Consider the following 26524-nt stretch of genomic DNA (forward strand, 5'->3'; position numbering starts at 1 on the left):
AAGAATAGCTGGGGCATTGAATAACAGTTATTACTAAGGATTACGAATCGGAGATAATGGCATTATGGAAAAGATTTGGTTTGCAGAATACCAAAAGACAGGGATTCCAGAAACAGTAGCATTGCCTGCAGAAAATACCTCACTTGTTGATATTTTTGAGCGTAATTTCCAAAAATTTGGTTCTCGTGATGCCTTTATCTTTATGGATAAAGCCATGTCATTTAACGAGTTGGAACTTGCAAGCCGTAAGTTCGCGACCTATTTGCAAAATTTGGGGTTAGCAAAAGGTACGCGTGTTGCAGTAATGATGCCAAACGTATTGCAGTACCCTGTAGTGGCATTGGCAGTCTTCCGTGCTGGCTTGATTTTAGTGAATGTTAACCCGCTATACACAGCACGTGAGCTTGAACATCAGTTAAATGACTCAGGTGCTGAAGTTCTCGTCATTATTGAAAACTTTGCGAGTGTTTATCAAAGTATTTTAGGTAAAACTCCAGTCAAGCATGTTGTAGTTGCTTCTGTTGGAGACATGTTAGGTACACTAAAAGGTACTTTAGTGAACTTTGTTTTACGTAAAGTGCGTAAACAAATTCCAGCTTGGAATATTCCTGGCCATGTTAAATTTAATAGCGCATTAAATAAAGAAAACCCAAGCAATTATAAACGCCCGACTTTAACTTTAAGTGATACTGCTGTGCTTCAATATACGGGTGGTACAACAGGCGTTTCAAAAGGTGCTGAGCTGACGCATCGTAATTTGGTTGCTAACCTTTTACAGTGTGACGGTATTTTCCAAAGTAAATTTGGTGCAAATGATGGTGCTAAAGGTGATCGTATCGTTTGTGCATTACCGCTTTATCATATTTTTGCATTCATGGTTTGTGCGATGTACGGCATGTACAAAGGACAGGCAAATATCCTGATTCCGAACCCGCGTGATTTACCAGCCGTGATTAAGGAATTACGTAAATATCAACCTTCTTTCTTCCCAGCAGTAAATACATTGTTTAATGCCTTGGTAAATAATGAAGAGTTCAAACAACTTGACCATAGCAATTTAAAAATGGCAATGGGCGGTGGTATGGCAGTTTTACCTTCTACAGCAGAAGCTTGGAAGAAAATTACTGGCACTACCATTATTGAAGGTTACGGTTTATCAGAAACTTCTCCGGTAGCGACTGCAAACCCTCCAGCTTCTACTGAATTTAGCGGCACGATTGGTATTCCATTACCTTTAACAGAAGTTGCTATTTTAGATGATGACGGTAAAGAATTACCTTTAGGTGAACAAGGTGAAATCTCCATCCGTGGTCCTCAAGTGATGAAAGGCTATTGGAACCGTCCAGATGAGACCGCTAAAGTGATGACACCTGACGGCTTCTTCCGTACTGGTGACATTGGTGTAATGGACAGCCGTGGATATACAAAAATTGTAGACCGTAAAAAAGATATGATTTTGGTTTCAGGCTTTAACGTTTATCCAAGTGAAATTGAAGAAGTTATTGCTAAACATCCAAAAGTGTTGGAAGTTGCTGCAATTGGTGTTCCAGATGAAAAATCAGGTGAAGTACCAAAACTCTTTATTGTGAAAAAAGATCCAAGCTTGACCACAGAAGAAATTTTGAACTTTGCTAAAGAAAACTTAACAGGCTACAAACGCCCTCGTTATGTTGAGTTTATGGATGAATTACCAAAATCAAATGTAGGTAAAATTTTACGTAAAGATCTACGTAAACCTGCTTAATCGTTAGTGATTAAAAAAAGCGCCGTAGGGCGCTTTTTTATTTAGTGGCTTTTCATAAACCAGCGGTCTACATAAGGACGGCCGATTCCAACCATACCCACAAAAATAATCATTGTGCCGAGTTGTAGGCGTAAGTGAGACAAGTCAAGTTGGCCATAACTAAGGTAATTATCTATCAGACAATACACGGTAATTACAATCAGCCAATACCATAAAGGAAGTCTTTTGACACCTACTGCAATAAAAGTGATTGTCAAAATGACAAAGGTACCCAGTGTCGATTGCCAATTAAAATTCGCGCAAATCACACTCAGTAAAAAAGCGACAATTGGTAATACAATTTTGAAGATAAGATCTACCTGAAGCTGGTTCTTCTTTTGCTTTTCTAAGACCTCGAGCAATTCTTTTTGATCAGGTTGTTGCATACATAGCCCTATAAATCAGTGATGACATGCGATTGCATAAAATTTCAGGTAAAAACGATGAGTTATGATAGCATGATCAACAGTATTTTCAGTGATGGATGGCACTATGCACGGCATCAGCAGCATTATCTATATTATTTTAGTGGCATGTTTGCTGCCATACGCATTTACCGTAATTGCAAAATTTAAGGGTGGTTTTCAGCCCTCTGATAATCAGAACCCAAGAGATTTTCTTGCTAATACAAAGGGGATCGCTGCTCGGGCAAATGCAGTACAACAAAACAGTTTTGAAAGTTTACCTTTATTTTTAACAGCTATTTTGATGGCTGAATATATGGTGGTGCCTGAGTACTTTATTTTGAGACTGGGCTGGGCATATATTATTTTGCGCGTGATTTATGGCATTTGTTACTTGAGTAATTGGGCAACTTTACGCTCGATTGTCTGGTTTTTATCATTGTTATGCCCAATATTCTTGTTGATCGTGACAATTAAGTTGACTTGAGTGTCATTCTGTCACCATTCATATCAACTTTCGCGTGTGCGCATTGTATAATCGGCATCATTTTGATGATATCCACGTTATAATCGAGTGGATTTTACATCTGACTTCATAACGAAAGAGTATTGATATGAGTTACAGCAATATCCCAGCAGGTAAAGATGCACCAAATGACATCTATGTCATCATTGAAATTCCTGCAAATGCAGCGCCAATTAAATATGAAATTGACAAAGATTCTGATGCATTGTTTGTAGACCGTTTCATGGGCACAGCAATGTTCTATCCAGCAAACTATGGTTATGTACCAAATACTTTATCTGAAGATGGCGACCCATTAGACGTACTTGTTGTAACTCCGCATCCTGTTGCTGCTGGCTCTGTAATTCGTTGCCGTCCAGTGGGTAAATTAAACATGGAAGATGACGGCGGTATCGACGCGAAATTAATCGCGGTTCCACATGAGAAATTATCTCCACTTTACAAAGATGTGAAGGAATATACAGATCTTCCTCCATTGTTGATTAGCCAAGTTGAGCATTTCTTCAGCCACTATAAAGATTTAGAACCAGGCAAATGGGTAAAAATCAGCGGTTGGGAAGGTGCGGACGTTGCTAAAGCTGAAGTATTGAAAGCAATCGAAGCTGCTAAAAAATAAGTTTTGATTTTATGAGTCTAGTGTGTCTCAATTGATATTCTAGACTCAATAAAAAACCTACCTGTGTTACCAGAGGTAGGTTTTTTTTATGCTTGATAGATCTATGAATTAGAATAATTTCACAGGGATATCAAGGAAGATACGCCATTCGTTTGTATCACCGATGTACGCACCTTGGTAAGAATCACTTGCACGGTAATAAGAGTTACGGACACGAAGACTTGCATCTTTAGCAAAACCACTTTGAACTGTGTATTTTACTTGGTTGAAGAATTCGCGCTCTTGAGCATTGTCAGTTACATCACGAACTTTGATGTCCCAACCGTATACAAATGCAGTTGTCCAGTTCAAACCAGGTAATACGCCTAATTTACCGAAATCAACGTTGTATTGAATTTGTGCAGATTTCTCGTGGTTACCAATGAAATCAGACATATAAGAGTTTGGTAAATAAATACTTTGGAAACCGTCAGCGTTTTGACCATAGTCATAACCAACATTCCCAGTGTTTTGTTGGTAAGCAAGCATCACACTGTGTGGACCAGTAGCATAAGTTCCTGAAATTGCCCAAATATTGTTGGTCTTTTCTTCGCCTGCTTTACCATTATCAGCATAATCTGGTGCTACAAAGCCAGTTGCTGAATAAGTGCGTGCATTTGCATCAAACTTAGTATGGTATCCACTGAAATCATAAGTTAATGAACTGTCATTAGCCAAAGGCTGTTTATAGTTCACATTAGCATAATGACGTTCAAGTTTATTTTTGCTATCTAAACCATAGTAAGAGGCATTTAAGTTATCATCAAACTTGTATTTACCGCCCCAAACGATTGCACGATCAAGACCTTTACCAAATACATCAGCATCGGTATTAATTTGATCAGACATTTGGTCTTTAGTGAATTTACCAGCTACTAATTCAAGGTTCTTGATTTCATGGCTTGTTAATAAAGTACCTGTAAAGTATTCAGGAACCATACGGCCAGTGTTACTTGCTAAAACTGGTAAATCGAGTACTTGAGTACCATAACGTACAGTCGTATTTGAGAAACGAGCTTTAACGCTACCGCCACCACGGCCCCAATGATCGTAAGCTGAACCATCATTGTGCTTAGGAATCATTTGATTACCGGCATTATTATTTTCACCGATTTTAAATGAACCGTCACCAACAACGCCTACACCGAAACCAACAATACCAGGGGTAAAGCCAGATTCAAGATTTACAATTGCCGATTGAGCAAATGAACTAGTATCTTTCGCGCCTTGTTTTTTGTCGCGAGTTAGATAACCTGTACGGAAGAGAATAGAACCGTTCGCATCTTCAACAAATCCTTTTGCCTCACTTTGCTCGCTTGCCTGAGCTGAGGAAATTATTGCCGCAGAAATGAGAACTGCTAATGTAAGTTTTTGTGCATTTAGCATATTTAAAGAACCTCATAAAAACGATAAATCCTGTGCCTTGTTATAGTTCAGGGCCTAGGATTTCCATCAATTGTATAAGTAATCTATAAAAAAGATATATTTTTGTTGATTTTATTTTATATATGCTATGCAGAAATTGATTAATGTGCTACCGGTTATTTAGTAAATTTACTCATAGCCTTTTATACTTAATGTATTGTTTAAAATAAAAAAAGTAATTTATTTTTTAGTTGATTTTTACCATTTATTTTATAGTCAAACTTCAAAAAATACGTGATTCTTGTGTTCATTTTTTATCCTTTTTTGCTGGATATGTTTACTTTTTAACCTTGCTTTGAGTTGATTTTTTCAACGATTTATTTTAAGCCTACTTATAAATTGTTACTGTATAACATTGTTTTTAGAAGTACTGTATATATGAACCGATTGTTATAATAAGCCAATAGAATTTAATTGAACTGATCAAATCTAGTGCGATATTTTGCATAAATTCTGTGCAGTACTTTTTTTATTTATATTGTTGCCTAAAAAAGACCCAAAATAGTTCATCGACTTTAACTCAGAAATAAATACAGAAATGAAGTAAGCAAAAATGCTCAATCACAGATCATTTCATCTAACGCCTTCAATAATTTACATACTTTTTATATCTCAGCTTTAGATCTAAATAGAAAATTTACGCGTATCAAAGGAATACTTCTTACCTCGGTTACTAATTTCCGATAAGGGGTTTTTCTATGTTGAGTATTTTTAGATTTGTAATAAATCTATTTTATATATTTGTTTTTTATAAATATAAAGTTTCGTGTACTAAGCAATTTTTTCATTTTAAAAAGAATTTGATTTCAAAACTTATGCAGCCCAGCGATACCAAATATGGACTTGGCACAGCAATTGCTAAAGCTTAAGTAACAAAATTTGTTTAATTCAATTAAATCGTGCGTTCATTGTGGGGGAGATCAAAATGATGAAATTTGCACTTAAAGCAGTAGCAGTCGGCGTACTCACAGCAGGTTCAACCATGGTTATGGCTGAAAGTGCTCCATCTTTCTATGGAATCACGACAACAGGTAGCGTAGCAGCAACCACAGATTATCGTTTCCGTGGTGTTACACAATCTTCAAATAACCCTGCCATTCAAGGTGGTTTTACTTTTTCTCATAAATCAGGTGCTTATTTATCGCTTTGGGGTTCAAGTGTTGATTTTGGTGTAACAGGTAACTCAACTGAAACAGATGTCGCTTTGGGTTATACCAATACGTTAAAGTTATCCGATAAGCTTGCGCCAACTTATGATGTAGGTGTGATCCATTATGGTTACATTGGTTCGGGCCATAGTTTTGACCGTAACGGCATTGGTTACGATGGCAAAAATGGATTAGATTTTAATGAAATTTACGGTAAGTTAACGTTTGCCGATTCTTTATTTAAAGGCGATGCGCTCAGTGTGGGCGTTAACTATTCAAATGACTACTGGGCGAACTCTAAACAGTTCTGGTATTTTAACGTAGGTTATTCGGCACCAATTGCAAACACTGGATTTACTGGACTTGCATCAGTTGGTTATAACAAATTCAAAAACAAAGAGGCTTTAGCCGTAGTTGCGGGCGGCCCTGGTACAGACGACAGCTATATTGATTATAAAGTTGGTGTAAACCGTAACATTTTAGGTATTTTGGCTGAATTAGACGTAGTGGGTACTGATGTGAGTACTTCTGGTATGACTGATGCTCAGAAAAAGCCTTATGACGCTGGTCTAGTATTTAGTTTAACTAAAACTTTCTAAGTTTATGCTGTAAAAAAGCGGGTAAATAAACCCGCTTTTTTATTAGTTTTCTATTTCAGAAAGTAGTTGTTTTAACTGATTAAGCTCAATATTCGTGGCTTTAGACAAAGGCTTACGTGGTGACCCCGCAGAAATACCTTTTAACTGTAAACCTGCTTTAATCGTTTTAGGCAAACCACCAGTTACGATAAAACGTAGGATAGGAAGTTGTTGGTAAAATGACTTCTGAGCTTGCTCTAATTCACCATTTTTGACGTGTTGAATAAGCTGTTGAGGTTGTTGACCCAGCAAGTTTGGTGCTGCTGTACACCAACCGCTTGCTCCCGCACATAAGGCCTCTAAAGCTAGAGGATTACAACCGTTATAAAACGGAAGTTCACCTTTTGATAGTTCATAAATTTTATGCATGCGCTGAATATCGCCGCTGCTTTCTTTTACCATCGTGATATTTGCGATGTTGTTAAACATACGCACAATTAACTCTGGAGACATATCAACGCCACTGGTTGCAGGGTTGTTATACACCATAATTGGTAAACTCGTGGCCTGAGCAATCGCTTGATAATATTCAAAAATCTCTTGATCAGTTAGTTTCCAATAAGATACAGGAATCACCATAAGTGCATCTGCACCATAGCTTTGCGCGATCTGGGCTTTTTTGATGGCTTGATCAGTGGTGAGTTCTGAAATTCCAATAATGACAGGCACGCGCTTATTAATGCTTTCAATTGAGGTTTTTGCGACTAAGCACCATTCATCCCATTTAAGATAAGCGCTTTCGCCTGTACTGCCTAAAGGTGCAATTGCATCGCAACCATTTTCAATAAGCAAATTCAGCATTTGTTTTAGAACAGGAAGATTAATGGTGTTGTCATCAGAAAATGGAGTAACAGGGTAGCCAATAATGCCTTTTAGTTTCATGGTCGAAGTCTCTTTTTAAATACAGTCAGAATGGTTTTTCAAAGCTTTACGTGCGTAGTAAGCAAAGTTCACTTTGTTGCGTTTATCGGTAGATACCCAGTCATGTGCTTCTGTTGCTAGACTGTGGGGGATAGGCTGAATTTGCCCGGCAGACATTGCCAGTAGTTGCAGTTGGGCTGCGCGTTCAATTAAAAGAGCCAAGTTACATGCTTCTTCAATGGTTTTTCCTGTGACCAGTTGGCCGTGGTGAGACAACAAAACAGCGCGGTTTTTACCCAGAGCAGATGAAATCAAAATGCCTTCTTCATTACCCACAGGAACACCTGGCCAATGACCTACAAATGAGCAGTCCTCGTAAAGTGCACAGACGTCCATTTGAGAAATCATGAGTGGAATCTGTAGCATAGATAAAGCAGCTACATGGGTGGGATGTGTGTGAATAATGCAATTCACCTCTGGATGTTCTTTATAAATCCAAGTGTGAAAACGGTTGGCTGGGTTTGCCATTCCTTCTTGATTGATGGGTTCTAGATCTTGATTTACTTCAAGTAAGTTTGAAGCAGTAATTTCATCAAAACCTAATCCGAAACGTTGGGTAATAAAGGTTTCTTTATTTTCACTACGGCAAGTAATTTGTCCCGCTAAACCAGCATCATGACCATGATCAAATAAAATACGACAAGTAAGTGCAAGCTTTTGACGATCAGTTAAATCTGAGTCACTAATCCACTTTTGCATGTCTTGCTGTGCATGTTGCATCAGCTCTTGTTTGTTTACAGAAGCAGTCTTCATCTCTTCTCCAGTCCAGTTGACCAAATTAAGTAGGTGAAGGCAGAATAGAAAATAACTGGATGAATCAATACATCCAGTTTTTATAAGTTATATGGTCCAGATGAGGCGAATATGCTAAGACCTTGGCAAGTACATTTTCGTATCGATGAAAGAGAAGAAAAAACAGTTTTTTTAAAGCTTACTAACTTGATTAGCCAAGAAATTTTAAATGGGCGTTTAGTACAGGGAACTATGCTACCGGGGTCTCGTAGCTTGTCAAAAGAACTAGGAATTAATCGGAAAACGGTACAAGCGGTATATGAGGAATTAGAGGCACAAGGATGGCTAGTGACTCGCCCTCGAAAAGGCACATTTGTGGCAGATGTTTTGCCGGAAAAACAGCTTCAAATAGAGTCAGTATCTGAGCTAAAAGTTAATGATAAGCCAATTATTCAAGAAGTGATTCAACGTCCACATAACGATGGTGTGCCAGATCCGAGGCTTATTCCATACGAATTATTTTCGAGGGCTTATCGGCATGCACTCATTAAAATTACGCAAAATCAGTACATGGGATATGGTGACCCAAGAGGAATGATTGAGTTAAGACAAGCCTTGCAACAAATGCTATCGATGGAACGTTTTATGAATGTTGCCGAAGATGAGATCTGTGTTGTACGTGGAAGCCAGATGGGAATTTTTCTTGCATCGCGCGCGTTACCAAACCGCCAAGGCGTCATTGTGGTTGAAGAGCTGTATTACCCATCTGCTTTTAAGGCATTCCAGTCAAATGGTTTTCAGGTTGTTACTGTCAAATTAGATGGGCAAGGTATTGTCATTGAAGATTTGGAACGGATTTTACAAGAATATTCTGTCGCTGCCATTTATACAACGCCACATCATCAATATCCCACAACAGTTACCATGCCAATGAGTCGTCGTCTTCAACTCTTAGAGCTTTCAAAAAAATGGGGGTTTTACATTATTGAAGATGACTATGACCATGAATTTCACTATGACAGCCGACCTATGCCACCCTTAGCGAGCTTACCTCACTCTGAGTTGGTCATTCATGTGGGCTCATTGTCTAAAGTTTTTGCACCTGGTATTCGGTTAGGCTACATCGTGGCAGCTCCCCCCATCATTCACTCCATTACTGGAGATATTTTATTGATTGACCGGCAGGGCAATAATATTACGGAACTCGCTTTAGCGGATTTAATGCAGAGAGGAGAGATCAAACGACACATACGTAAAATGAAAAAGATTTATAAGTTACGTCGTGATCATGCCTTAGCTGAGTTTCAAAGAGTTTTTGCTCAAAGTATTCAAATACAACCACCTGCAGGTGGAATGGCTTTGTGGGTGAAATTTCAGAAAACATTTACCCAAGAACAGCTCATAAAGTTAAAAGAACTCAACATTGATGCAGAGCATAAGTTTAAACAGGAAGAACATCCTAATTGTAGTATTCGCTTTGGTTTTGCAGCTTTATCAGAGAAAGAAATTACGGCTTTAATTGAAAACTTAAACAATATTCTTAATAAAAATAAATGAACAGCGGACTCATAATCCGCTGTTTTATTTTAAGAATGATTGCCTCGATAGGAAAGAGCTTCTGTAAGGTGTGGACTTTGGATCATCTCACTTTGAGACAAATCGGCAATGGTGCGAGCAACCCGTAAAACTCGATGATAAGCACGTGCAGATAAATTTAAACGTTGCTGAGCCATTTCAATCATTCGCTGTGACGCGTCATCTAGGACAGCGAATTGTTCTAATTGTTTCGGTGAAAGTGCCTGATTCAAACAATCCTGCCTTTTTATTTGTTGTTCATAAGCATAAATCACACGTTGTCGCACAGTTGTTGAACCTTCGGCGGGTGTTGGATCTTGTAGTTCCTGAGCTTTTAATGCCGGTACATCGATATGTAAATCGATGCGGTCAAGTAATGGCCCCGATATACGATTTTGATAGCGCTTAATACTTTCGGGTGAACACTGACAACGACTGTCTTGATTAAATGCGTAACCACATGGGCAGGGGTTCATTGCTGCTATAAGCTGAAAGTTGGCAGGATAGGTAATTTGCCGGGCTGCCCGTGAAATGATAATTTCTTTTGACTCAAGCGGCTGGCGTAAGACTTCTAATACTTTGCGATCAAACTCGGGTAATTCATCTAAAAAGAGAACCCCTAAGTGAGATAAGGTAATTTCACCCGGTTTAGGATGCGAGCCGCTGTCATTTACAAAGAACTATGCGACAATTTAAGTATGAGTCAATAACTTAGAACACTTTTTACAAAGAACTGTGCGACAAATCTTATAATGAACTATGCGACGGAACCAAGAATGTACAATCAATTATGCGACACGGTAAAGATCGTACCGGCCCGAAGAAAAGTTGGTAATACACGCATTAGTGTATCTGGTCTGTACCCTTTTAAAAAAGATTCTGCTGTTGCTTTTGAATCTACACTTGAAAGAGATTTTCTTATCCGTTTGGAAATTGATCCCAACGTTCTTGCTGTTGAGTCTCAACCATTTACTATTGAGTATATTGATAATGGAAAGAAACGGGTTTATACCCCCGACTTTTTAGTAACTTATAAACATGATAACTATCTTCCTTTTATTCCCCCTAAATTAGTCGAAGTAAAGCCGGCAGCAGAGTTAGAACAGAATTTAAATCTTTGGAAAACAAGATACCGTGCTGCTATGACTATTTGCAAAGAAGAAGGCTGGAAATTCCATATCGCGCATGAAGGACGTATTCGTGATCGGTTATGGTTAAATGCTATGTTTCTGCAAAAATACCGAAAAATGAACTTTTCTTTCGCCGATTCAAAACATTTAATAGATTATGTACGAGATCGGGAAGTCGTCACTTTTGACACACTTTTAGCACGGCATTTTTCCGGTAAATGGGACCGTGCAAATGGCATTAGTCAAATTTGGTATTTAGTTGCTCATGGTTATTTAGTATGTGATCTAAGTCAGCCTTTGCAGCCTTCTACGGAACTTTGGACAAGCGGAAATTACTATGAATGATAGACGTATAAATATCAAGATTGCTGCTGGTGAATCCGTTCAGGTTAAAGGTGTTCCGCATACAATTCTTGAGATCATTGATCTTAAATCTGTCTTTGTTGAAAACAAGAATACGGGCAGAAAAGGTATTGCTGCTATTAGTGAATTGGAACCAGCACTACCCACTGAAAAGTATGAAGATATAAATCTCATTCCTGATAAAGATTGGGTGGAAGCTGAAAGGCGTTTCAATATCATCCGCCCCTTCATTGAGGAGGGTGTGAGTGGTCGTAAGGAAGTAGAGTTACGTGCGAAACAACATGATATAAACCCGGCAACTGTATATAGATGGTTAAAAATCTATAACGCATATGGAACTATTGATGGACTGAGACCTAAAAAAGAGGGTTTGCCTCAAGGTCAAAAAATGATTAATAAGCATGCCGAAGCAATTATTGAAAAAGCGATTAAAGATTTATACCTGACCAATCAGAGAATAAGTGTTCAAAAAGTTGTACTTGAGGTGAAACGCTTATGCCATGAATATCATATTCTTGATGTCCCTCATGCAAATACGGTACGAAATCGTATAGCAGCGATTAGTCAAAAAGAAGCTCTTCGTAAAAGAGGACATAAAGAAAAGGCAAATAATAGATTTACTCCTGCTGCTGGAAAATTTCCACATGCAGATTATCCACTTGCAGTGGTTCAGATTGACCATACCCCAGTGGACCTTATTTTAGTAGATGATTTTAATCGACAACCTATTGGACGTCCTTATCTAACCCTTGCAATTGATGTCTTTTCACGGGTTGTTGTCGGTTATTACCTTTCTTTAGATGCGCCTTCTGTAATGTCGATTGCTATGTGTGTATCTCAAGCAGTATTACCTAAAGAGAAATGGCTGGCCTTACGCAAAATCCAGACTGAGTGGCCTGTTTGGGGAATTATGAATACGATTCATGTAGACAATGGTTCCGAATTCCATTCAGAAACTTTCAGAAATGCCTGTATGGCGCATGATATTCGTCTCGAATATCGACCTGTTAAAAAACCACGCTTTGGTGGACATATTGAACGTTTGATGGGGACATTTGCTACAGATATTCATGCAGTACCAGGTACTACTTTCTCTAATATTTTTCAAAGAAAAGACTATAACTCTGATACAGAAGCCGTTTTCACATTTACAGAGTTTGAGGATTGGCTGATTGACTTTATCTGTAATGTTTACCATAAACGGAAACACTCAGCTTTAGGTACATCACCTCTACATGCTTTTGAACTTGGTATTTTTGGTGATAAGAATACTTTAGGATCTGGTGCAGCCAGATTACCTGCAAATGATCATAATTTTTTCCTTGATTTTTTACCGAGTTTTGAACGAACTATTCAAACCACAGGCGTAACTATTGATGGGCTGTCATATTATTCGGATGTATTGAGAGGCTGGATCAATTCAGTAGACCCTGATAACCATAAAGAGAAACGTAAGTTTATTTTTAGACGTGATCCACGGAATATCAGTGAAATATGGTTCTTTGACCCGGAAATCAAAAACTATTTTAAGGTTCCTTTAGCAGATCAAAGTATTCCGCCTTTTAGTATCTGGGAACATAAAAAAATTCAGGAACTGAAAAAAGAAACTGGTGAATATTTAAAAGATCATGAGCTTGGACAGGCTTTGGCTAAACTTCGTGAACGAGTACAAGAAGCGAGTACTAAGACTCGTCGTGCTCGCAGATCATATCAGCGTAGTACTCAACATCAACAGAGTATTAACCCTGCCTCAATTCAGGATAAAAAATCTCAGCAAGAGAGCACAGTTATGGAGCAACAACTTGAAAACTTATATGGGTTATTACCTTTAGATGAGCTAGAAAATGATGAGGATATTTCATGAGTAATTATCCACATATTTTCCAGGAATTTCGCCCTATTGTTGATCAATCTAATGAGGATCGGCTGTACTTTCTTGAAGAGGATCGTTGGATCGGATACCCGGCAGCGAATGATTTATTAGATCAGTTAAAGGGCATGCTTACCCTCCCAAAACGAAGTCGTATGCCTAATTTACTGGTGTTAAGTAAGCCTAATAATGGTAAGACATCAATCATTAACCAATTTTTTAAGCTCTATGGTGAGGGATATATCAATGAGCTGAATAATGCAGTAAAGCCTGTCATTGTTGTTCAAGCACCTGTTTCCCCTGATGAGAAAGCTTTATATATGGCGATCCTGGATAGATTTTGGGAACCTTTCCGGGAAAGAGATCCGGTTGCTAAATTAAGGTATCAGGTTGTGCACTGTCTTAAACTTTATGAGGTGAAGCTACTCATTATTGATGAGATGAATTCTTTATTATGTGGGACCCCCATTAAGCAGAGAACAGTCATGAATGCGATCAAATACTTGTGTAATGAAACCCAGATCCCGGTGGTGGGTTTTGGTACGGAAGAAGCAGTCCGTGTACTTTATACAGATCCGCAGCACGTGAGCCGTTTTCGTGTTGTTAACTTACCTTTATGGCAGCTTGATAAAGAATTTCAGGCTCTAGTAAATAAATTTGAAAAAGTACTTCCGCTTAAACAACCTTCAAGATTAGCTGAGCCAGCCACGGTAAAGTATTTACATGACATTACTGAAGGAAACTTAGGAAATTTACGTAGTTTGTTAAGAGAGGCTGCCAAGAAAGCTATTATTTCAGGTCAGGAATATATTGATCATCATTTATTAGAAGATGTGAGATAGTCTGTGAGGCTCCAATATGGCACCTACCCGAGAGACTTATTATTGGGTAACCCGAACACCTTTATTTCAGGATGAAGCTTTATCCTCTTGGTTAATACGGGTTGCCCTTGGATGCGGTTGTGATCCATTAAGTTTAACGGGAATAATTTGGCCTAAATGGAGAGTATGGACTATAGATATTGATAAAGGACTTAATCAAGAATATTTAGAAATATTAGCTCGTAAGACAGCTGTCAGTCAGGATCAATTAAATAACGCTACTTTTAAGGAATTATTTGTACAAAATAATGAACTAAACCCTCATCAATGGATTCTAGCTTTAGGTACAAGAAATCGTAAACATAGTGGCGGCTGGCAATATTGCCCGAAGTGCTTGGAAGAAGATCCTGTTGCTTACTACCACCTGAATTGGCGGTATGTATTACATGTGGGTTGTACTAAGCATCAGTTACGCTTAGTAGACCAGTGCCCCCACTGTCATAAGGCTATTCAACCAAGGTTATTGGAAGCCCCGGATCGAACTCTATCTTGCTGTGCTATATGTAAAAAGAAACTTCCTGATGTGAAAGCCAATACCATTGATCAAAATGCTTTGAGATTACAGGAAGATTTTGACCTTTTTCTAAGGCAAGGATATGCGATTTATACAAATACTTTAATTTCTATATCAGAATGGTTGAACGTCATTCAGGTCTTTAATCAATTCATTCGAAAAGTTCTTAGAGGTCCCTTAAATAGTAAGGGTTGGGCATTTTTAAAGGCTTTAGGAATTAAAATACCCCACATACAACTTTTATCGACAGGTTTAGTTCTTAGCCAACTTTCAGTAATGGAAAGAGAGCGAATCTTTTCCTATATTTATCAACTTTTAAATATCCCTCAAATAAGACTTATCGAAATAGCTCATTCTTTAAAGATGAATAGAACCTCTTTCTGGGATAAGAGATGTAGAATACCTGAAATATTACAGCCTCTAGAAAGACAACTAGACAAAGTTTCTCGGAAGTATCTCTTAATAAAAAAGGTTTCAGAAATTCCTAAACCTACGAGTAAAAAAACTATATTGCGAAAGATGAGGAGATTAAAGCAAAAGATCTCCTAAATTGAGGGAGAATAAGGAATGCCTCAATGTGATGAATGTGGCCGAAGCGTTAAAAAAATTCATAAAAACTATAAATCAAATAAATTCTGTCATACATGTTATGTACGGGTATTTAAAAAACGGGAATGTTCATCCTGCGGAAGTCTGGCTAGATTATATAAATATGATCATTTGGCAATTTGCCAGAAATGTGAAAACAATAGGCCATGTATTCGTTGTCAAAGAGTTGATTATTCCATAGGAAAAATTACAGAGAATGGTCCAGTTTGTAAAAGTTGTTCCGTTTATTTTAGAGAGTTTCAAGCTTGTGAGCGTTGTGGATGTCTTTCACAGAAACTTTTCCGAATTAGCCGTTTTGCAGATAATTTAAGAGTCTGTCCTAAGTGTGCAACTCGTGATTGTAGAACTTGCCCGTGTTGTCGCCGGTATCGCCTACTTGAAGTAGACATTTCAACAGGTCAGATGTACTGCAAAAAATGTTTAACTGGCCAACCTCATCCTTGCTTGTCTTGTAAACAGGAAATCCCGGCTGGACGTGGGAGTTATTGTGAAATATGTTCTTGGCACCAGGCTCTGGAGCGAAAAGTTGCGAAGCTGGTAAATAATCTAAAAGACGTAAACCTTAGACAACATTTTAAAAATTATTCTAAATGGCTTGAACAACGAGTTGGGCCACATAAAGCAGTATTATTTAGTGTTAAACATATAAAGTTTTTTGAAGTAACAAATGATCTTTGGAAGGAGCAAATTCCAGCTTATCGTGACTTCCTTGCACGATTAAGATCAAGTGGCTTACGTAAGTTCGTACTACCTATGCAATGGTTAACTCAAGTACATCATCTTGAAGTAGATATACAAGCAAAAGAATTTTGTTCTGAGCTGGACCAATTGAATAAGTTGAAAGATATTTGCCCGGAAACTTCATCCTCAGCTCAAATTCTTCAAGAGTACTATGAAGTATTAATGAATAGAGTATATAACGGCAAAACAAGTATTCGTTCTGCCCGATTAGCAATGAAACCTGCAGCAGCCTTAATGATACAGATCAGTAAATCAAGGTTTAAACTGCCACGGCTATGGCATATCAAGCACTATCTTTCTGAGCATCCTGGTCAGGCTGCCGCTCTTACAGGATTTCTAATTTTTTTAAATCAGAATTACGGTACCCATTTAGATTTTTCATTTACTAAAAACTCTAGTTTTCTAAAAACAGTTAGAAACAAGAAGTTAGAAAAAGAGATTATCAAACTAATAATGATAGCTGAGAGTAGTTTTGATCTTTTGTTGTGGACTAGGCTTTGCTTAAGGTTTTTCCATAAGTTAGATGTCGCCAACGCTAAACAAATACAACTAAATATGGTCAATGAAGTTGAAGATGGATTGGTTGTGAGTTTTAGAAATGAAAGTTTCTGGATACCCAAAAGAAGTAATTTCCTTGATAGAAGACAAGTACAAACCTAGATATGCAGTGTATTGATGTCTCTGCTTTTAAATTATAAAGGCCACTTATGCCGACTAGGGAATAGAAGCTTTCTATCCCCGTGTGTAATTAAAACGCATATGAAATCACTGGGGCTGAGGGCTTTGTACAAGTTTTAAATTTTGAAGATTATTTTCTTTAGTTAAATTTTGAGGGACCTCTTTCTTTTCTGCTTGGTTATGGGAAAGCGAGGTTTTATCTGAGTGATCATGATCTGTAATTTTACTTAATTCACTGTCATCAAGAGCATGCATAGTTTTAGGTGAAGCTGGTTTAGCCCATACCGAAGTAAGCATTACAACAGACATAACAGCAATAAAGATTTTTTTCATCCATGAAATCATTGCTTATTACTCCCGTTACTCAATCCCGACTACAGTTGTAATATATCCAGTCGTTAAAAGGATCATTAGGCCTAATGACATTTCAAATAAAATGGCATAACCCAACTGTCCGGCAAATTTTGGGTCTTCTAAGCGAGGAGTAAAATACCATTTGTTAAAGGCAGCTAATAATAAAATGCTTAGAACAAATGCGATCTTAATAATAAAACCATGCCCATAAGGAGTATTTAGTAGCGTATTAAAATCTTTAATGAGTAACAGCGCAATACTGGCACCACAAGCGAGTAGAATTCCTACAACAAATGTTGCGATTCTTCCAAATAAGTGCATGCGATCTTTTAATGATAGACCAGTAATTTTTTTAGTTGTTCTCCATAAAGGGAAAAGTGATCCCATCCATAAGGACATTACAAGTACATGTATTGATAATAAGAATTGAGCGAATAAAGGTAAATTTGTAACATGGCCTAGCTGTGAAAAACTAAAAACTATGGGGATGAGCAGGATGGTAAAAATTGTCCCTTCTACTTTGGAAACCTGAATAGTCCCTTTACTAAGCTTTACGATCATAAATAACAGTAAAATTGCAAAGCTAACTGTACGGATGATATGGATATGCCCAGTAGGTGTATTTACTAAAATATTAATGTAGTTATTGTCCCACATCCCAGAAAGGCCTGTATTGGCAAAACTTCCTATAAGAACGAAGAAACCTAAAGTACTTGAAATAAAGCCTAACCCGGCACCAATAGTAATGTACTTTAGGAGAGTTTCCTTGATTTCTACATAGCGTCCCAGTAGAAAGTAGCTAAAGGCGCCCCCAACGACAAAGGCTATTCCTAAATATAAAACGACTTTAATCAGCCATGTTGCATATATCCAAGTTTCAGGATTCATATTTTTTCCCCTGCTATTGCAATATGCCAGCAAGCTGCTGGCATATAGACTACTGATGTTTTATGGTTATTTCGCTGATTTAATAGTGAAGCTATATTCACCATTCATGTTATGACCATCAGTACCCATTGTGGTCCAAACCACTGTGTATTTGCCTTTTTTAAGTTTAGGTACTGCTACTTCAAATGATTTTTTTAAATCATGAGTTACCTTGTAATTTAAAGGGATGTCTTTACGTTGAGCGTCAAGTAATTTGACATTCATTAACATGACTTCTTCACCAAAATTCAAAGTTATATTTTTTGGCTGACTTGCTACAGATGCATTAATAGCTGGAGTAGCACTTTCAAGTTTGACATGAGCAAATGCGCTTGAAGCAGCTACAACCATAGTCGCACCTACTAGTACATTACGTAGAGCTGACACTTTATTTTGGAAAAATTTCATTTCATCACCTTTTTAAAATTAGTACATGCTAAGTAATGACCCAGTGAAATTCCTAAATTGATCGAGTTGGTCATCACTCTTTGTATGCCTATTATTTAAGAAAGAGAGAAACGTCTTGATGACTCCAAAATTACATTTTTGTCATTTTTAGAATTGAAAACTCACAAGTGCTACACTGACTTTATCAAGAAAAATGTTCATTAAATATTCAAATAACCGGAAATTTATTTCTGTCCGAAGCTAATTATTTTTTTAAAAAAATTAAATATGAAGGAGGTTTATATATGGACCATCATCATGAAAAGAAAACTATAAATGAAGCACTTAAGGATCCTGTCTGTGGTATGGCTGTAACAGAGGAATCTAAATTTCATGAACAGGTTGGCAATAAGACTTTTTACTTTTGTAGTGAAAAATGTCAGCTAAAATTTAAGCATGATCCCGCTTTGTATATTGCTAAAGAAGATGGATCTGCTTCCGCAAATACCTCTTTAAATAAGATGGAAGCACAGTCAAATAGTGTAAATACCTCATCAATTTATACTTGCCCAATGCATCCGGAAATCCGGCAAAATCATCCTGGTAACTGTCCCATATGTGGTATGTCACTAGAACCATTACTACCCAATCTAGATGAAGCTGATGATAATCCTGAACTTAAAGATTTTAAAAGAAGATTTTGGTACACCTTACCTTTAACGCTCATCGTCATATTTTTGGCGATGTTCGGGCATCAGTTGAACTGGTTTGAAATGAAGGTGCAAAGCTGGATTGAACTTGTCCTTACTTTACCTATCGTCTTTTGGGCAGGTTGGCCATTTTTTGTTAGATGTTGGCACTCAATTTTAAATCGTAGTCCGAATATGTGGACTTTAATTGGAATTGGGACTGGAGCTGCATTTATTTATAGTGTCGTTGGGACTGTAGCCCCACAAGTTTTCCCAGCATCTTTCATCTCTATGGGGCGTGTTGCTGTATATTTTGAGGCAACAGCCGCAATTATTTCACTGACCTTATTAGGCCAGGTTCTTGAGTTAAAAGCACGTTCGCAAACTTCTACAGCAATAAAATCTTTACTTGGGTTGGCACCGAAAACCGCAAGAAAAATCAATGAAGATGGCACAGAGGAAGATATTCCACTTTCCCATGTCCATGTTGGAGATTTACTGAGAGTGCGGCCAGGTGAAAAAGTACCTGTTGATGGAATAATTACAGAAGGTTCTAGTTCTATTGATGAGTCGATGTTAACGGGAGAGCCGGTTCCGGTAACAAAACGTATAGGTGACCAAGTAATAGGTGCGACAATGAATATGAACGGTTCATTAGTGATGCGCTCGGAAAAGGTCGGTTCATCAACCGTACTTTCACAGATAGTTCAAATGGTGGCACAGGCTCAGCGTTCTAAAGCCCCTATGCAAAGAATGGCAGACCAGGTAGCCGGCTGGTTTGTGCTGGTGGTGATCGGTATATCTATCCTTACCTTTTTGGGCTGGGGAATATTTGGACCAGAACCAAGTTGGGTATACGGACTAATCAATGCTGTCGCAGTTTTAATTATTGCTTGCCCGTGTGCTTTAGGATTGGCTACGCCCATGTCAATCATGGTCGCAACAGGTCGTGGTGCATCCAATGGCGTACTTTTCCGTGATGCTGCAGCAATAGAAAATTTACGTAAGATTGATACATTAATTATTGATAAAACAGGTACCTTAACAGAAGGTCGCCCCTCGTTTGATAAGGTCATTGCTTTATCCGGATATGAAGAGAATGAAGTTCTCAGATTAGCTGCCAGCTTGGATCAAGGTAGTGAACATCCATTAGCGGATGCAATTGTACGGGCTGCCCGTGAAAGAAATCTTGTACTAACAACACCAACCTCTTTCGAGTCAGGTTCCGGAATTGGTGTGAAGGGCGAGTTAGACGGGCAACAATTAGCATTAGGCAATACAGCCCTAATGGAACAACTTGGCATATCAGTTGATACATATATCCCTCAAGCTGAGCAATTAAGAACAGAAGGTGCGAGTGTTATGCATTTGGCTGTTGATGGAAAGCTCGTAGGGTTATTGGCTGTTTCAGATCCAATCAAAGCCAGTACACCTGAGGCTGTGCATGCTCTGAAGAATTCTGGTTTAAGAATTATAATGGCCACAGGAGATGGTTTAACTACTGCAAAATCAGTTGGTGCTAGATTAGGTATTGATGAAGTTTATGGAGAAGTTAAACCGGCAGATAAACTGGAACTGGTTAATAAATTACAAAAAGAAGGAAGAATGGTTGCAATGGCAGGTGATGGCATCAATGATGCCCCAGCTTTAGCTCAAGCGGATATTGGTATTGCAATGGGAACAGGAACAGATGTGGCCATGAATAGTGCTCAAGTCACTTTAGTCAAAGGTGATCTACGGGGTATAGAGATCGCTCGTTCCCTGTCAGAGGCCACTATTAAAAATATGAGGCAAAACCTGATGTTTGCATTTCTTTATAATGCTTTAGGCATCCCTTTGGCTGCGGGTATTTTATATCCATTTACCGGTTGGCTACTTTCTCCTATGATCGCAGCTTTAGCAATGAGCCTAAGTTCAGCATCGGTTATTGGTAATGCTTTAAGGTTACGTAGTTAAGAAAGGATCATTCTCTGACTACTCATAATTTTTTAGATACAGATATGAGTAGTCAGTTATTTTTTATTCACAAGTATTTATTTTTTAAAAATTATTTTAAAAGCTATCCGATCGTTGTTATAGTCCGCTTGAATCGTTGCACCATGTACATCAAGAATTGACTTTGTAATTGCTAGACCTAAACCTGTGCCTTCCTCAACTCTTTGTCTGGACGCATCCGTACGGTAAAAACGGTCAAATAACCGATTCAGCTGCTCAGATGTTATTGGTGAGCTTACATTTTCGATCGTAAATATAGTGGTATCAATATTTTGTCGGCAGTTAATCTTAATTACTGTATCAGGTTTGCCATATTTGATCGCATTTGATAGTAAATTACTCAGTGCACGACGTAACATTGAAGGATCGCCTTTTACATATCCTTGTCCACTTTGTTCTAGGGACATTCCCTTTTCAGCAGCGATAGCATCATAGAAGTCAAATAAAGCAGAAATTTCTTGTACCAGGTTGACCTGTTGCAGGTTTGGTAAGTGTAGGCCATGCTCTGCCTTTGCAAGAAATAACATATCTGAAACCATTCGAGCCAAACGTTCAAACTCTTCCAGATTAGAAAAGAGGACTTCCTGATAAGTATTAATATCCCGACTACGAGATAAACATACTTGAGTCTGAGTCATTAAATTATTAATTGGCGTTCTAATTTCATGGGCAAGATCAGATGAAAAATCTGAGAGTTTTTCTACAGCAGTTTCTAATCGATCTAGCATATCGTTAAAGGCTATGGCTAATGATTTTAGTTCGGTGGGAGTGTTATCGACCGCTAACCGTTCAGATAGATGCTGAGCTGAAATGCCTTCTGCAACTTTTGCCATTTTCTGAACTGGACGTAAACCCCTCCATGCGGCAAACCAACCTAAAAACATTAAACAAATTGTGCCCACAATTCCGATATATAACAATTGTCGTCTAAAGACGTTTAAAAAATGTTGATGTTCGGAGGTATCGATTCCAACAATAATTTGAGCAGTTGGAACACTCATATTTTTATCAAACGACTTTTTATAAACTAATCCGCGGTATATTTTATTTTGAATTTCCCACTCTATCCAAGGGATATGTTTAGACTTTACTAATGTTTGAGCCTTTATAACGGCAGGTGCTGAACTAAAAATGATTTGGCCAGTTGGGCGTTCAATCTGGACAATTAGATCGTGATGGCCAACTAAAGCATCTTTTAAATATATCTTTAGTTCATCAGTATTTTTCGGATTCTGTTCCAGTAAATTTTCTAAAAGCTGAATTTTCCCTTCTAGCTGAGTACGGTCCTGAGTTTCGAAATGATGCATAACAAGCTGATGAATGACCAGCCCCATAATCATTAAGATAATAATGGTAGATAACGAAAAGATGAGTGCAATACGGAAACTGATCGCATTAAACAGTTTATGAGTCATCTTCTACCTCTAAGACATACCCCATTCCGCGGATGTTTTGAATCAACTTGGGACTGAAATTACTATCTACTTTATTTCTTAGACGCTTGATAGCGACTTCTACAACGTTGGTATCACTATCAAAATTCATATCCCATATTTGAGAAGCAATGAGAGCACGAGGCAGAATCTCGCCACGTCTACGCATGAACAATTCCATCAATGCGAACTCTTTAGCTGTAAGGTCAATTCTTTGTCCAGCACGTGTGACGCGACGTTTACGAAGATCAAGTTCAAGATCAGCAATCGTAATAATGTTGCTATCTTCCTTTTGTTGACCGCGACGAAGTAAGGTTTTAATTCGGGCAAGAAGTTCTGCAAAAGCAAAAGGCTTAACGAGATAATCATCAGCTCCTAGTTCCAGTCCTTTAACTCTATCTTCAATTTGATCACGAGCTGAGAGAAAAAGGATGGGCATAGTTTTGCCACTTTTGCGAATATCATTAATGATATTCCAGCCATCTAACTTCGGTAACATTACATCTAGTATAATTAGATCGTATTCTTCAGAAAGAGCTTGATGTTTACCTGATAAGCCATCTGTAACCCAGTCTGTAATATATCCTGCCTCAGAAAGACCTTGCTTTAGATAATCACCAGTTTTTTGTTCATCTTCAACTAGTAAGATTCTCATTTATTAAGCCCCGTATCGCATATTAAGACCATAATAACGTTATAAATACACGATGCGATGTAGATTACAAAAATGTCATTTTCAAGTCACATAGATGTCCGGTTCCAACCTATAAGTTAGTTATATAAAATTTATTTTTGGAGCAATCAATGAAAACTCTATTCCGTCGTAGCTTAACTGCTTTTATGTGTGTTGGGACTTTAATTGCTGGAAGCCAATCTTGGGCTGCTGACGCTCAACATAAAAATACTTTAAGTACAGAAGTTAAAGTAAATGCAAAAGCACAAGAGAAATGCAAAAAGCCTTGTGATATGAAAGATGGTAAGGAAAATCAACAGAACCATAGTCAGCATGATCACAGCCAAATGTCTGATATGTCCCAAATGGACCATTCTAAGATGACGGACATGGACCATTCTAAGATGATGGATATGGACCATTCTAAAATGATGGACATGGACCATTCTAAAATGAATATGCCAAATAAATAATTAATACGCGAAATAAGATATTGAGGGAAAAGTATTTTATCCACCTGCTTAGCCCTCAATTAACTATAGATAGGTGAAAATAAATGTCTAGAAAATTAAGTCATGTCCTTTTAATAGGAGTCGGATTGTTTTCGTCGACTTGGGTTATGGCGGCGGTTAAAGAATATGATTTAACAATTGCTGAACAGACGGTGAATATTACAGGAAAGCCTCTAAAACGAATTACTGTAAATGGTAAGTTTGTTGCGCCTCTTCTTGAGTTTGAGGAAGGCGATGATGCCGTTATTCGTGTACACAACAAGTTGAAAAACCAAGATTCTTCTATTCATTGGCATGGTTTAATTTTACCTGGCATCATGGATGGAGTACCAGGGTTCAACCAGTTTGATGGTATTGCACCAAATAAAACCTATGAATATAAATTCAAGGTTCGTCAGAATGGAACCTATTGGTATCACTCGCATAGTAAAGGTCAAGAGCAAGATGGTCTGTATGGCCCTTTAGTCATTTATCCCAAAAATAAAGTTCCTTTAACGGCCGGAGAAAAAGCTGATAGAGATTACGTAGTCTTACTCTCTGATTTTCACAATTCTACTAGTGGTCAGATTATGAGTAATCTCAAGAAAGAAGCTGATTACTACCAGAATCGAAGAGAAACAGTTTTTGATGTTTTTAGGCAGATTAAAAGAGATGGTTTAAAAGCAACATGGAAAGATCGTTCCATGTGGAATCAGATGCGAATGCTTAAGACAGATATGTCTGATGTAACAAACTATACGTTTTTAATGAATGGTAAGACTCCAGAACAAAATTGGACTGGAAATTTTAAAGCTGGAGAAAAAGTACGTCTCCGGTTTATCAATGCCTCGGCAATGTCTTTGTTCGATGTAAGAATTCCCAATCTGAAAATGACAGTAGTCAGCGCGGATGGACAACCAGTCAAACCCGTGCCAGTGGATGAGTTCCGGATAGGAACAGCGGAAACTTATGATGTTATCGTAGAACCGAAACAGGCAAATTATCAGATTGAAGCTGAATCTATTGACCGAAGTGGTTTTTCTATCGGTACATTACATGACGAAAATACTTCACCTGTAAAAAGTATTGTGATGCCGACACCTCGTCCCCGTGCTTTACTGACGATGGAAGATATGGGCATGAATCATGACATGTCTTCAATGAAAGGTATGGATCATGATATGTCTTCAATGAAAGGTATGGATCATGACATGTCTTCAATGAAAGGTATGGATCATGACATGTCTTCAATGAAAGGTATGGATCATGACATGTCTTCAATGAAAGGTATGGATCATGACATGTCTTCAATGAAAGGTATGGATCATGACATGTCTTCAATGAAAGGTATGGATCATGATATGTCTTCAATGAAAGGTATGGACCATGACATGTCTCCAAAAACAATGAGCTCTTCTGGATCAGATGAAGTGGTTTACGGATGGGCGAATGCCTCAACCCCAGCTGGACTAAAAGCACTTCAATATAGTGATCTACAATCTTTAACCCCTCAAAAAGATACCCGTGCTCCAGAGCGTGAAATTGAAATCCGCTTAGGTGGAAATATGGAGCGCTATATTTGGACAATTAATGGTAAGAAGTTTAATGAAACTGAACCATTTAAAGTGAAATATGGTGAGCGTATACGCTTGAAATTTGTTAATGATAGTATGATGGCTCATCCGATGCATTTACACGGCATGTTTATGCAGCTGGAAAATGGCCAAGATCCAAGTAATATGCCGAATAAACATACAATTATTGTTCCACCAGGTAAAACAGTTACAACTTTATTAACGGCTGATGAGTTAGGTGAATGGGCTATTCATTGCCATTTGCTCTATCACATGTCTGCTGGAATGATGAATAAACTTATTGTGGCAAATGTCGATAGTAATAGTACTGATTCGAAAGATGTTGTTGCTCAACCTAATACTAATGATAAGGGGGTAAATCAACATGCGCACCACTAAAAAAATATATTCTAAGACACTTTTATCAATAGCTTTAATTGGATTATCAGGTCTAGCTTTTGCAAATGATACAGATATTCAAAGCATGGATAATAGTACTAAATCCTTTCAGTCCGAGAGTATGAAAATGCTGTTAAAAGAGCCTGGCGGGCTAGGTTACGTTGACCGTAATACTTACCAAAATTCAACTTCTGGTAATGATGGAGATAACAGTACAGGTCTTGAAGCCGAAACATCTAATAGCCGAAATCATGATAAACATCTGAAAGAGCATGGTGGACAAGTTTTTCAAACGACTAAATTTGAGAATGAGTGGACTGTGGATGAAGATGGCAAAGGTACTTTAGGATCGAAAATTGAAACATTGATAGGCACAGATGAAAATCGCCTATTTATTGAAGCAAATTTGGATAAAGCGGAAAGTCATGATCCAAAATATGATGTGTCTGCACTTTATAGCCGTAATGTAGCACCCTTCTGGGATGTACAGGCTGGGGTGAGATACAGTGAAGATAAAAATAACAGCAACAGTGATCGGGTTGATGGTGTTATTGGCGTATTGGGATTAGCTCCCTATTTCTTTGAAACCCAAGCTTATTTGTACGGTGGTGAGAATAATTTCTGGGGGGCGAGCTTAGAAGTCGAGCGTGATTTCCTGTTAACCCAGAAATTGATCACACAACCTTATTTAGAAGTAGATGCTGTGTTTAGCGATGATTCTAAATATGCTGCAAAATCAGGTTTATCTGAGTTAAAAACTGGTATCAAAACCCGGTATGAGATCACTAAAAGAATCCGACCTTTCATTGATGTGGCCTACCAATATGAAAAAGGACAAAAAGCGACTAACATGCAAGAAGCCACTGATTCTGAAAAAGAATGGGTCTATGGTGCGGGTATCGAATTGGTATTTTAAATAAATCAATTTGATGTATTAGTTCCTATCCGATCAGATAATTTATACAAATATTAATAACTAACTGATCAGATCGGAGCTAATACGAATTTT

Annotated in this window: 23 protein-coding genes and 1 pseudogene; 14 read left to right on the forward strand and 10 right to left on the reverse strand. The window is 37.9% G+C overall.

The window, feature by feature from the left end; translation table 11 throughout:
- The first annotated feature begins 64 nt into the window (after positions 1–64).
- On the forward strand, positions 65–1744 hold the full coding sequence (locus ABLC00_RS01070) for a long-chain-fatty-acid--CoA ligase (protein WP_031956157.1): 1680 nt from the start codon (positions 65–67) through the stop codon (positions 1742–1744).
- A gap of 41 nt (positions 1745–1785) precedes the next feature.
- On the opposite strand, the gene ABLC00_RS01075 is transcribed toward ABLC00_RS01070, so the two are convergent.
- Entirely contained in the window at positions 1786–2169 is a 384-nt protein-coding gene (locus ABLC00_RS01075) for a hypothetical protein (RefSeq protein ID WP_033846893.1), read from the reverse strand.
- A gap of 106 nt (positions 2170–2275) precedes the next feature.
- On the opposite strand from ABLC00_RS01075, the gene ABLC00_RS01080 reads away from it, so the two are divergent.
- Positions 2276–2674: an MAPEG family protein gene (locus tag ABLC00_RS01080; RefSeq protein ID WP_002048944.1), complete on the forward strand. Its 399-nt coding sequence runs from the start codon at positions 2276–2278 to the stop codon at positions 2672–2674.
- A gap of 127 nt (positions 2675–2801) precedes the next feature.
- Positions 2802–3329 (forward strand): inorganic diphosphatase, encoded by a 528-nt coding sequence (gene ppa, locus ABLC00_RS01085; RefSeq protein ID WP_002048945.1) that lies wholly within the window; start codon positions 2802–2804, stop codon positions 3327–3329.
- 108 nt (positions 3330–3437) lie between these two features.
- Here the strand turns inward: ppa and ABLC00_RS01090 are convergent, their stop codons facing one another.
- A complete protein-coding gene (locus tag ABLC00_RS01090; protein WP_002048907.1) occupies positions 3438–4754 on the reverse strand; it encodes an OprD family outer membrane porin in 1317 nt (438 codons plus the stop codon).
- 964 nt (positions 4755–5718) lie between these two features.
- Between ABLC00_RS01090 and ABLC00_RS01095 the strand changes: the two genes are divergently transcribed.
- A complete protein-coding gene (locus ABLC00_RS01095; protein WP_006582289.1) occupies positions 5719–6540 on the forward strand; it encodes a TorF family putative porin in 822 nt (273 codons plus the stop codon).
- Between the two features lie 42 nt (positions 6541–6582).
- On the opposite strand, the gene ABLC00_RS01100 is transcribed toward ABLC00_RS01095, so the two are convergent.
- Positions 6583–7461: a dihydrodipicolinate synthase family protein gene (locus tag ABLC00_RS01100; protein WP_031944163.1), complete on the reverse strand. Its 879-nt coding sequence runs from the start codon at positions 7459–7461 to the stop codon at positions 6583–6585.
- A gap of 15 nt (positions 7462–7476) precedes the next feature.
- On the reverse strand, positions 7477–8253 hold the full coding sequence (locus ABLC00_RS01105) for an aldolase (RefSeq protein ID WP_004883678.1): 777 nt from the start codon (positions 8251–8253) through the stop codon (positions 7477–7479).
- 111 nt (positions 8254–8364) lie between these two features.
- On the opposite strand from ABLC00_RS01105, the gene ABLC00_RS01110 reads away from it, so the two are divergent.
- Positions 8365–9789 (forward strand): PLP-dependent aminotransferase family protein, encoded by a 1425-nt coding sequence (locus ABLC00_RS01110; RefSeq protein ID WP_023188012.1) that lies wholly within the window; start codon positions 8365–8367, stop codon positions 9787–9789.
- A gap of 29 nt (positions 9790–9818) precedes the next feature.
- Here ABLC00_RS01110 and ABLC00_RS01115 read toward each other — a convergent pair.
- Positions 9819–10469, reverse strand: a pseudogene (locus ABLC00_RS01115) (ATP-binding protein); the annotation flags it as partial.
- A 114-nt stretch (positions 10470–10583) separates the two neighbouring features.
- On the opposite strand from ABLC00_RS01115, the gene ABLC00_RS01120 reads away from it, so the two are divergent.
- Genes ABLC00_RS01120 through ABLC00_RS01140 form a run of 5 tightly spaced genes read left to right on the forward strand, consistent with a single transcriptional unit; the run spans position 10584 to position 16575 of the window.
- The gene (locus ABLC00_RS01120; RefSeq protein WP_033846894.1) at positions 10584–11282 is read left to right on the forward strand and encodes a heteromeric transposase endonuclease subunit TnsA; all 699 of its coding nucleotides are present in this window, start codon (positions 10584–10586) and stop codon (positions 11280–11282) included.
- Positions 11275–13164 (forward strand): Mu transposase C-terminal domain-containing protein, encoded by a 1890-nt coding sequence (locus ABLC00_RS01125; protein WP_033846895.1) that lies wholly within the window; start codon positions 11275–11277, stop codon positions 13162–13164. Before ABLC00_RS01120 ends, ABLC00_RS01125 begins: the two co-directional genes overlap by 8 nt.
- On the forward strand, positions 13161–14012 hold the full coding sequence (locus tag ABLC00_RS01130; protein WP_033846896.1) for a TniB family NTP-binding protein: 852 nt from the start codon (positions 13161–13163) through the stop codon (positions 14010–14012). Before ABLC00_RS01125 ends, ABLC00_RS01130 begins: the two co-directional genes overlap by 4 nt.
- Before the next feature lie 16 nt (positions 14013–14028).
- On the forward strand, positions 14029–15114 hold the full coding sequence (locus tag ABLC00_RS01135; protein WP_033854511.1) for a TniQ family protein: 1086 nt from the start codon (positions 14029–14031) through the stop codon (positions 15112–15114).
- 18 nt (positions 15115–15132) lie between these two features.
- Positions 15133–16575 (forward strand): hypothetical protein, encoded by a 1443-nt coding sequence (locus ABLC00_RS01140; protein WP_033846898.1) that lies wholly within the window; start codon positions 15133–15135, stop codon positions 16573–16575.
- Between the two features lie 105 nt (positions 16576–16680).
- Here ABLC00_RS01140 and ABLC00_RS01145 read toward each other — a convergent pair whose 3' ends face one another.
- The 3 genes from ABLC00_RS01145 to ABLC00_RS01155 all read right to left on the reverse strand — a co-directional run bounded on the left by ABLC00_RS01145 (position 16681) and on the right by ABLC00_RS01155 (position 18282).
- Positions 16681–16938, reverse strand: a complete 258-nt coding sequence (locus tag ABLC00_RS01145) for a hypothetical protein (RefSeq protein ID WP_033846899.1) — start codon at positions 16936–16938, stop codon at positions 16681–16683.
- 15 nt (positions 16939–16953) lie between these two features.
- Positions 16954–17835, reverse strand: a complete 882-nt coding sequence (locus ABLC00_RS01150) for a CopD family protein (protein WP_348941164.1) — start codon at positions 17833–17835, stop codon at positions 16954–16956.
- 66 nt (positions 17836–17901) lie between these two features.
- Positions 17902–18282: a copper resistance protein CopC gene (locus tag ABLC00_RS01155; protein WP_033846901.1), complete on the reverse strand. Its 381-nt coding sequence runs from the start codon at positions 18280–18282 to the stop codon at positions 17902–17904.
- Between the two features lie 284 nt (positions 18283–18566).
- Between ABLC00_RS01155 and ABLC00_RS01160 the strand changes: the two genes are divergently transcribed.
- Positions 18567–20906 carry a heavy metal translocating P-type ATPase gene (locus tag ABLC00_RS01160; protein ID WP_033846902.1) on the forward strand — a complete coding sequence of 780 codons (2340 nt, stop codon included), beginning with the start codon at positions 18567–18569 and terminating at the stop codon, positions 20904–20906.
- 77 nt (positions 20907–20983) lie between these two features.
- On the opposite strand, the gene ABLC00_RS01165 is transcribed toward ABLC00_RS01160, so the two are convergent.
- Positions 20984–22360, reverse strand: a complete 1377-nt coding sequence (locus tag ABLC00_RS01165; RefSeq protein ID WP_033846903.1) for a heavy metal sensor histidine kinase — start codon at positions 22358–22360, stop codon at positions 20984–20986.
- Entirely contained in the window at positions 22350–23033 is a 684-nt protein-coding gene (locus tag ABLC00_RS01170) for a heavy metal response regulator transcription factor (RefSeq protein ID WP_033846904.1), read from the reverse strand. The genes ABLC00_RS01165 and ABLC00_RS01170 overlap by 11 nt, the downstream gene beginning before the upstream one ends.
- 149 nt (positions 23034–23182) lie before the next feature.
- Here ABLC00_RS01170 and ABLC00_RS01175 point away from each other — a divergent pair, with 149 nt between their 5' ends.
- The 3 genes from ABLC00_RS01175 to ABLC00_RS01185 all read left to right on the forward strand — a co-directional run bounded on the left by ABLC00_RS01175 (position 23183) and on the right by ABLC00_RS01185 (position 26431).
- Complete coding sequence (locus ABLC00_RS01175; protein WP_033846905.1) at positions 23183–23524, forward strand: hypothetical protein; 342 nt, start codon at positions 23183–23185, stop codon at positions 23522–23524.
- 83 nt (positions 23525–23607) lie between these two features.
- Positions 23608–25515 carry a copper resistance system multicopper oxidase gene (locus tag ABLC00_RS01180; RefSeq protein ID WP_065675064.1) on the forward strand — a complete coding sequence of 636 codons (1908 nt, stop codon included), beginning with the start codon at positions 23608–23610 and terminating at the stop codon, positions 25513–25515.
- Positions 25502–26431 (forward strand): copper resistance protein B, encoded by a 930-nt coding sequence (locus ABLC00_RS01185; protein WP_033846907.1) that lies wholly within the window; start codon positions 25502–25504, stop codon positions 26429–26431. The genes ABLC00_RS01180 and ABLC00_RS01185 overlap by 14 nt, the downstream gene beginning before the upstream one ends.
- Positions 26432–26524: the final 93 nt, after the last annotated feature.

Origin of the sequence: Acinetobacter nosocomialis (assembly GCF_041021905.1) — a bacterium.
GTDB lineage: Bacteria > Pseudomonadota > Gammaproteobacteria > Pseudomonadales > Moraxellaceae > Acinetobacter > Acinetobacter nosocomialis.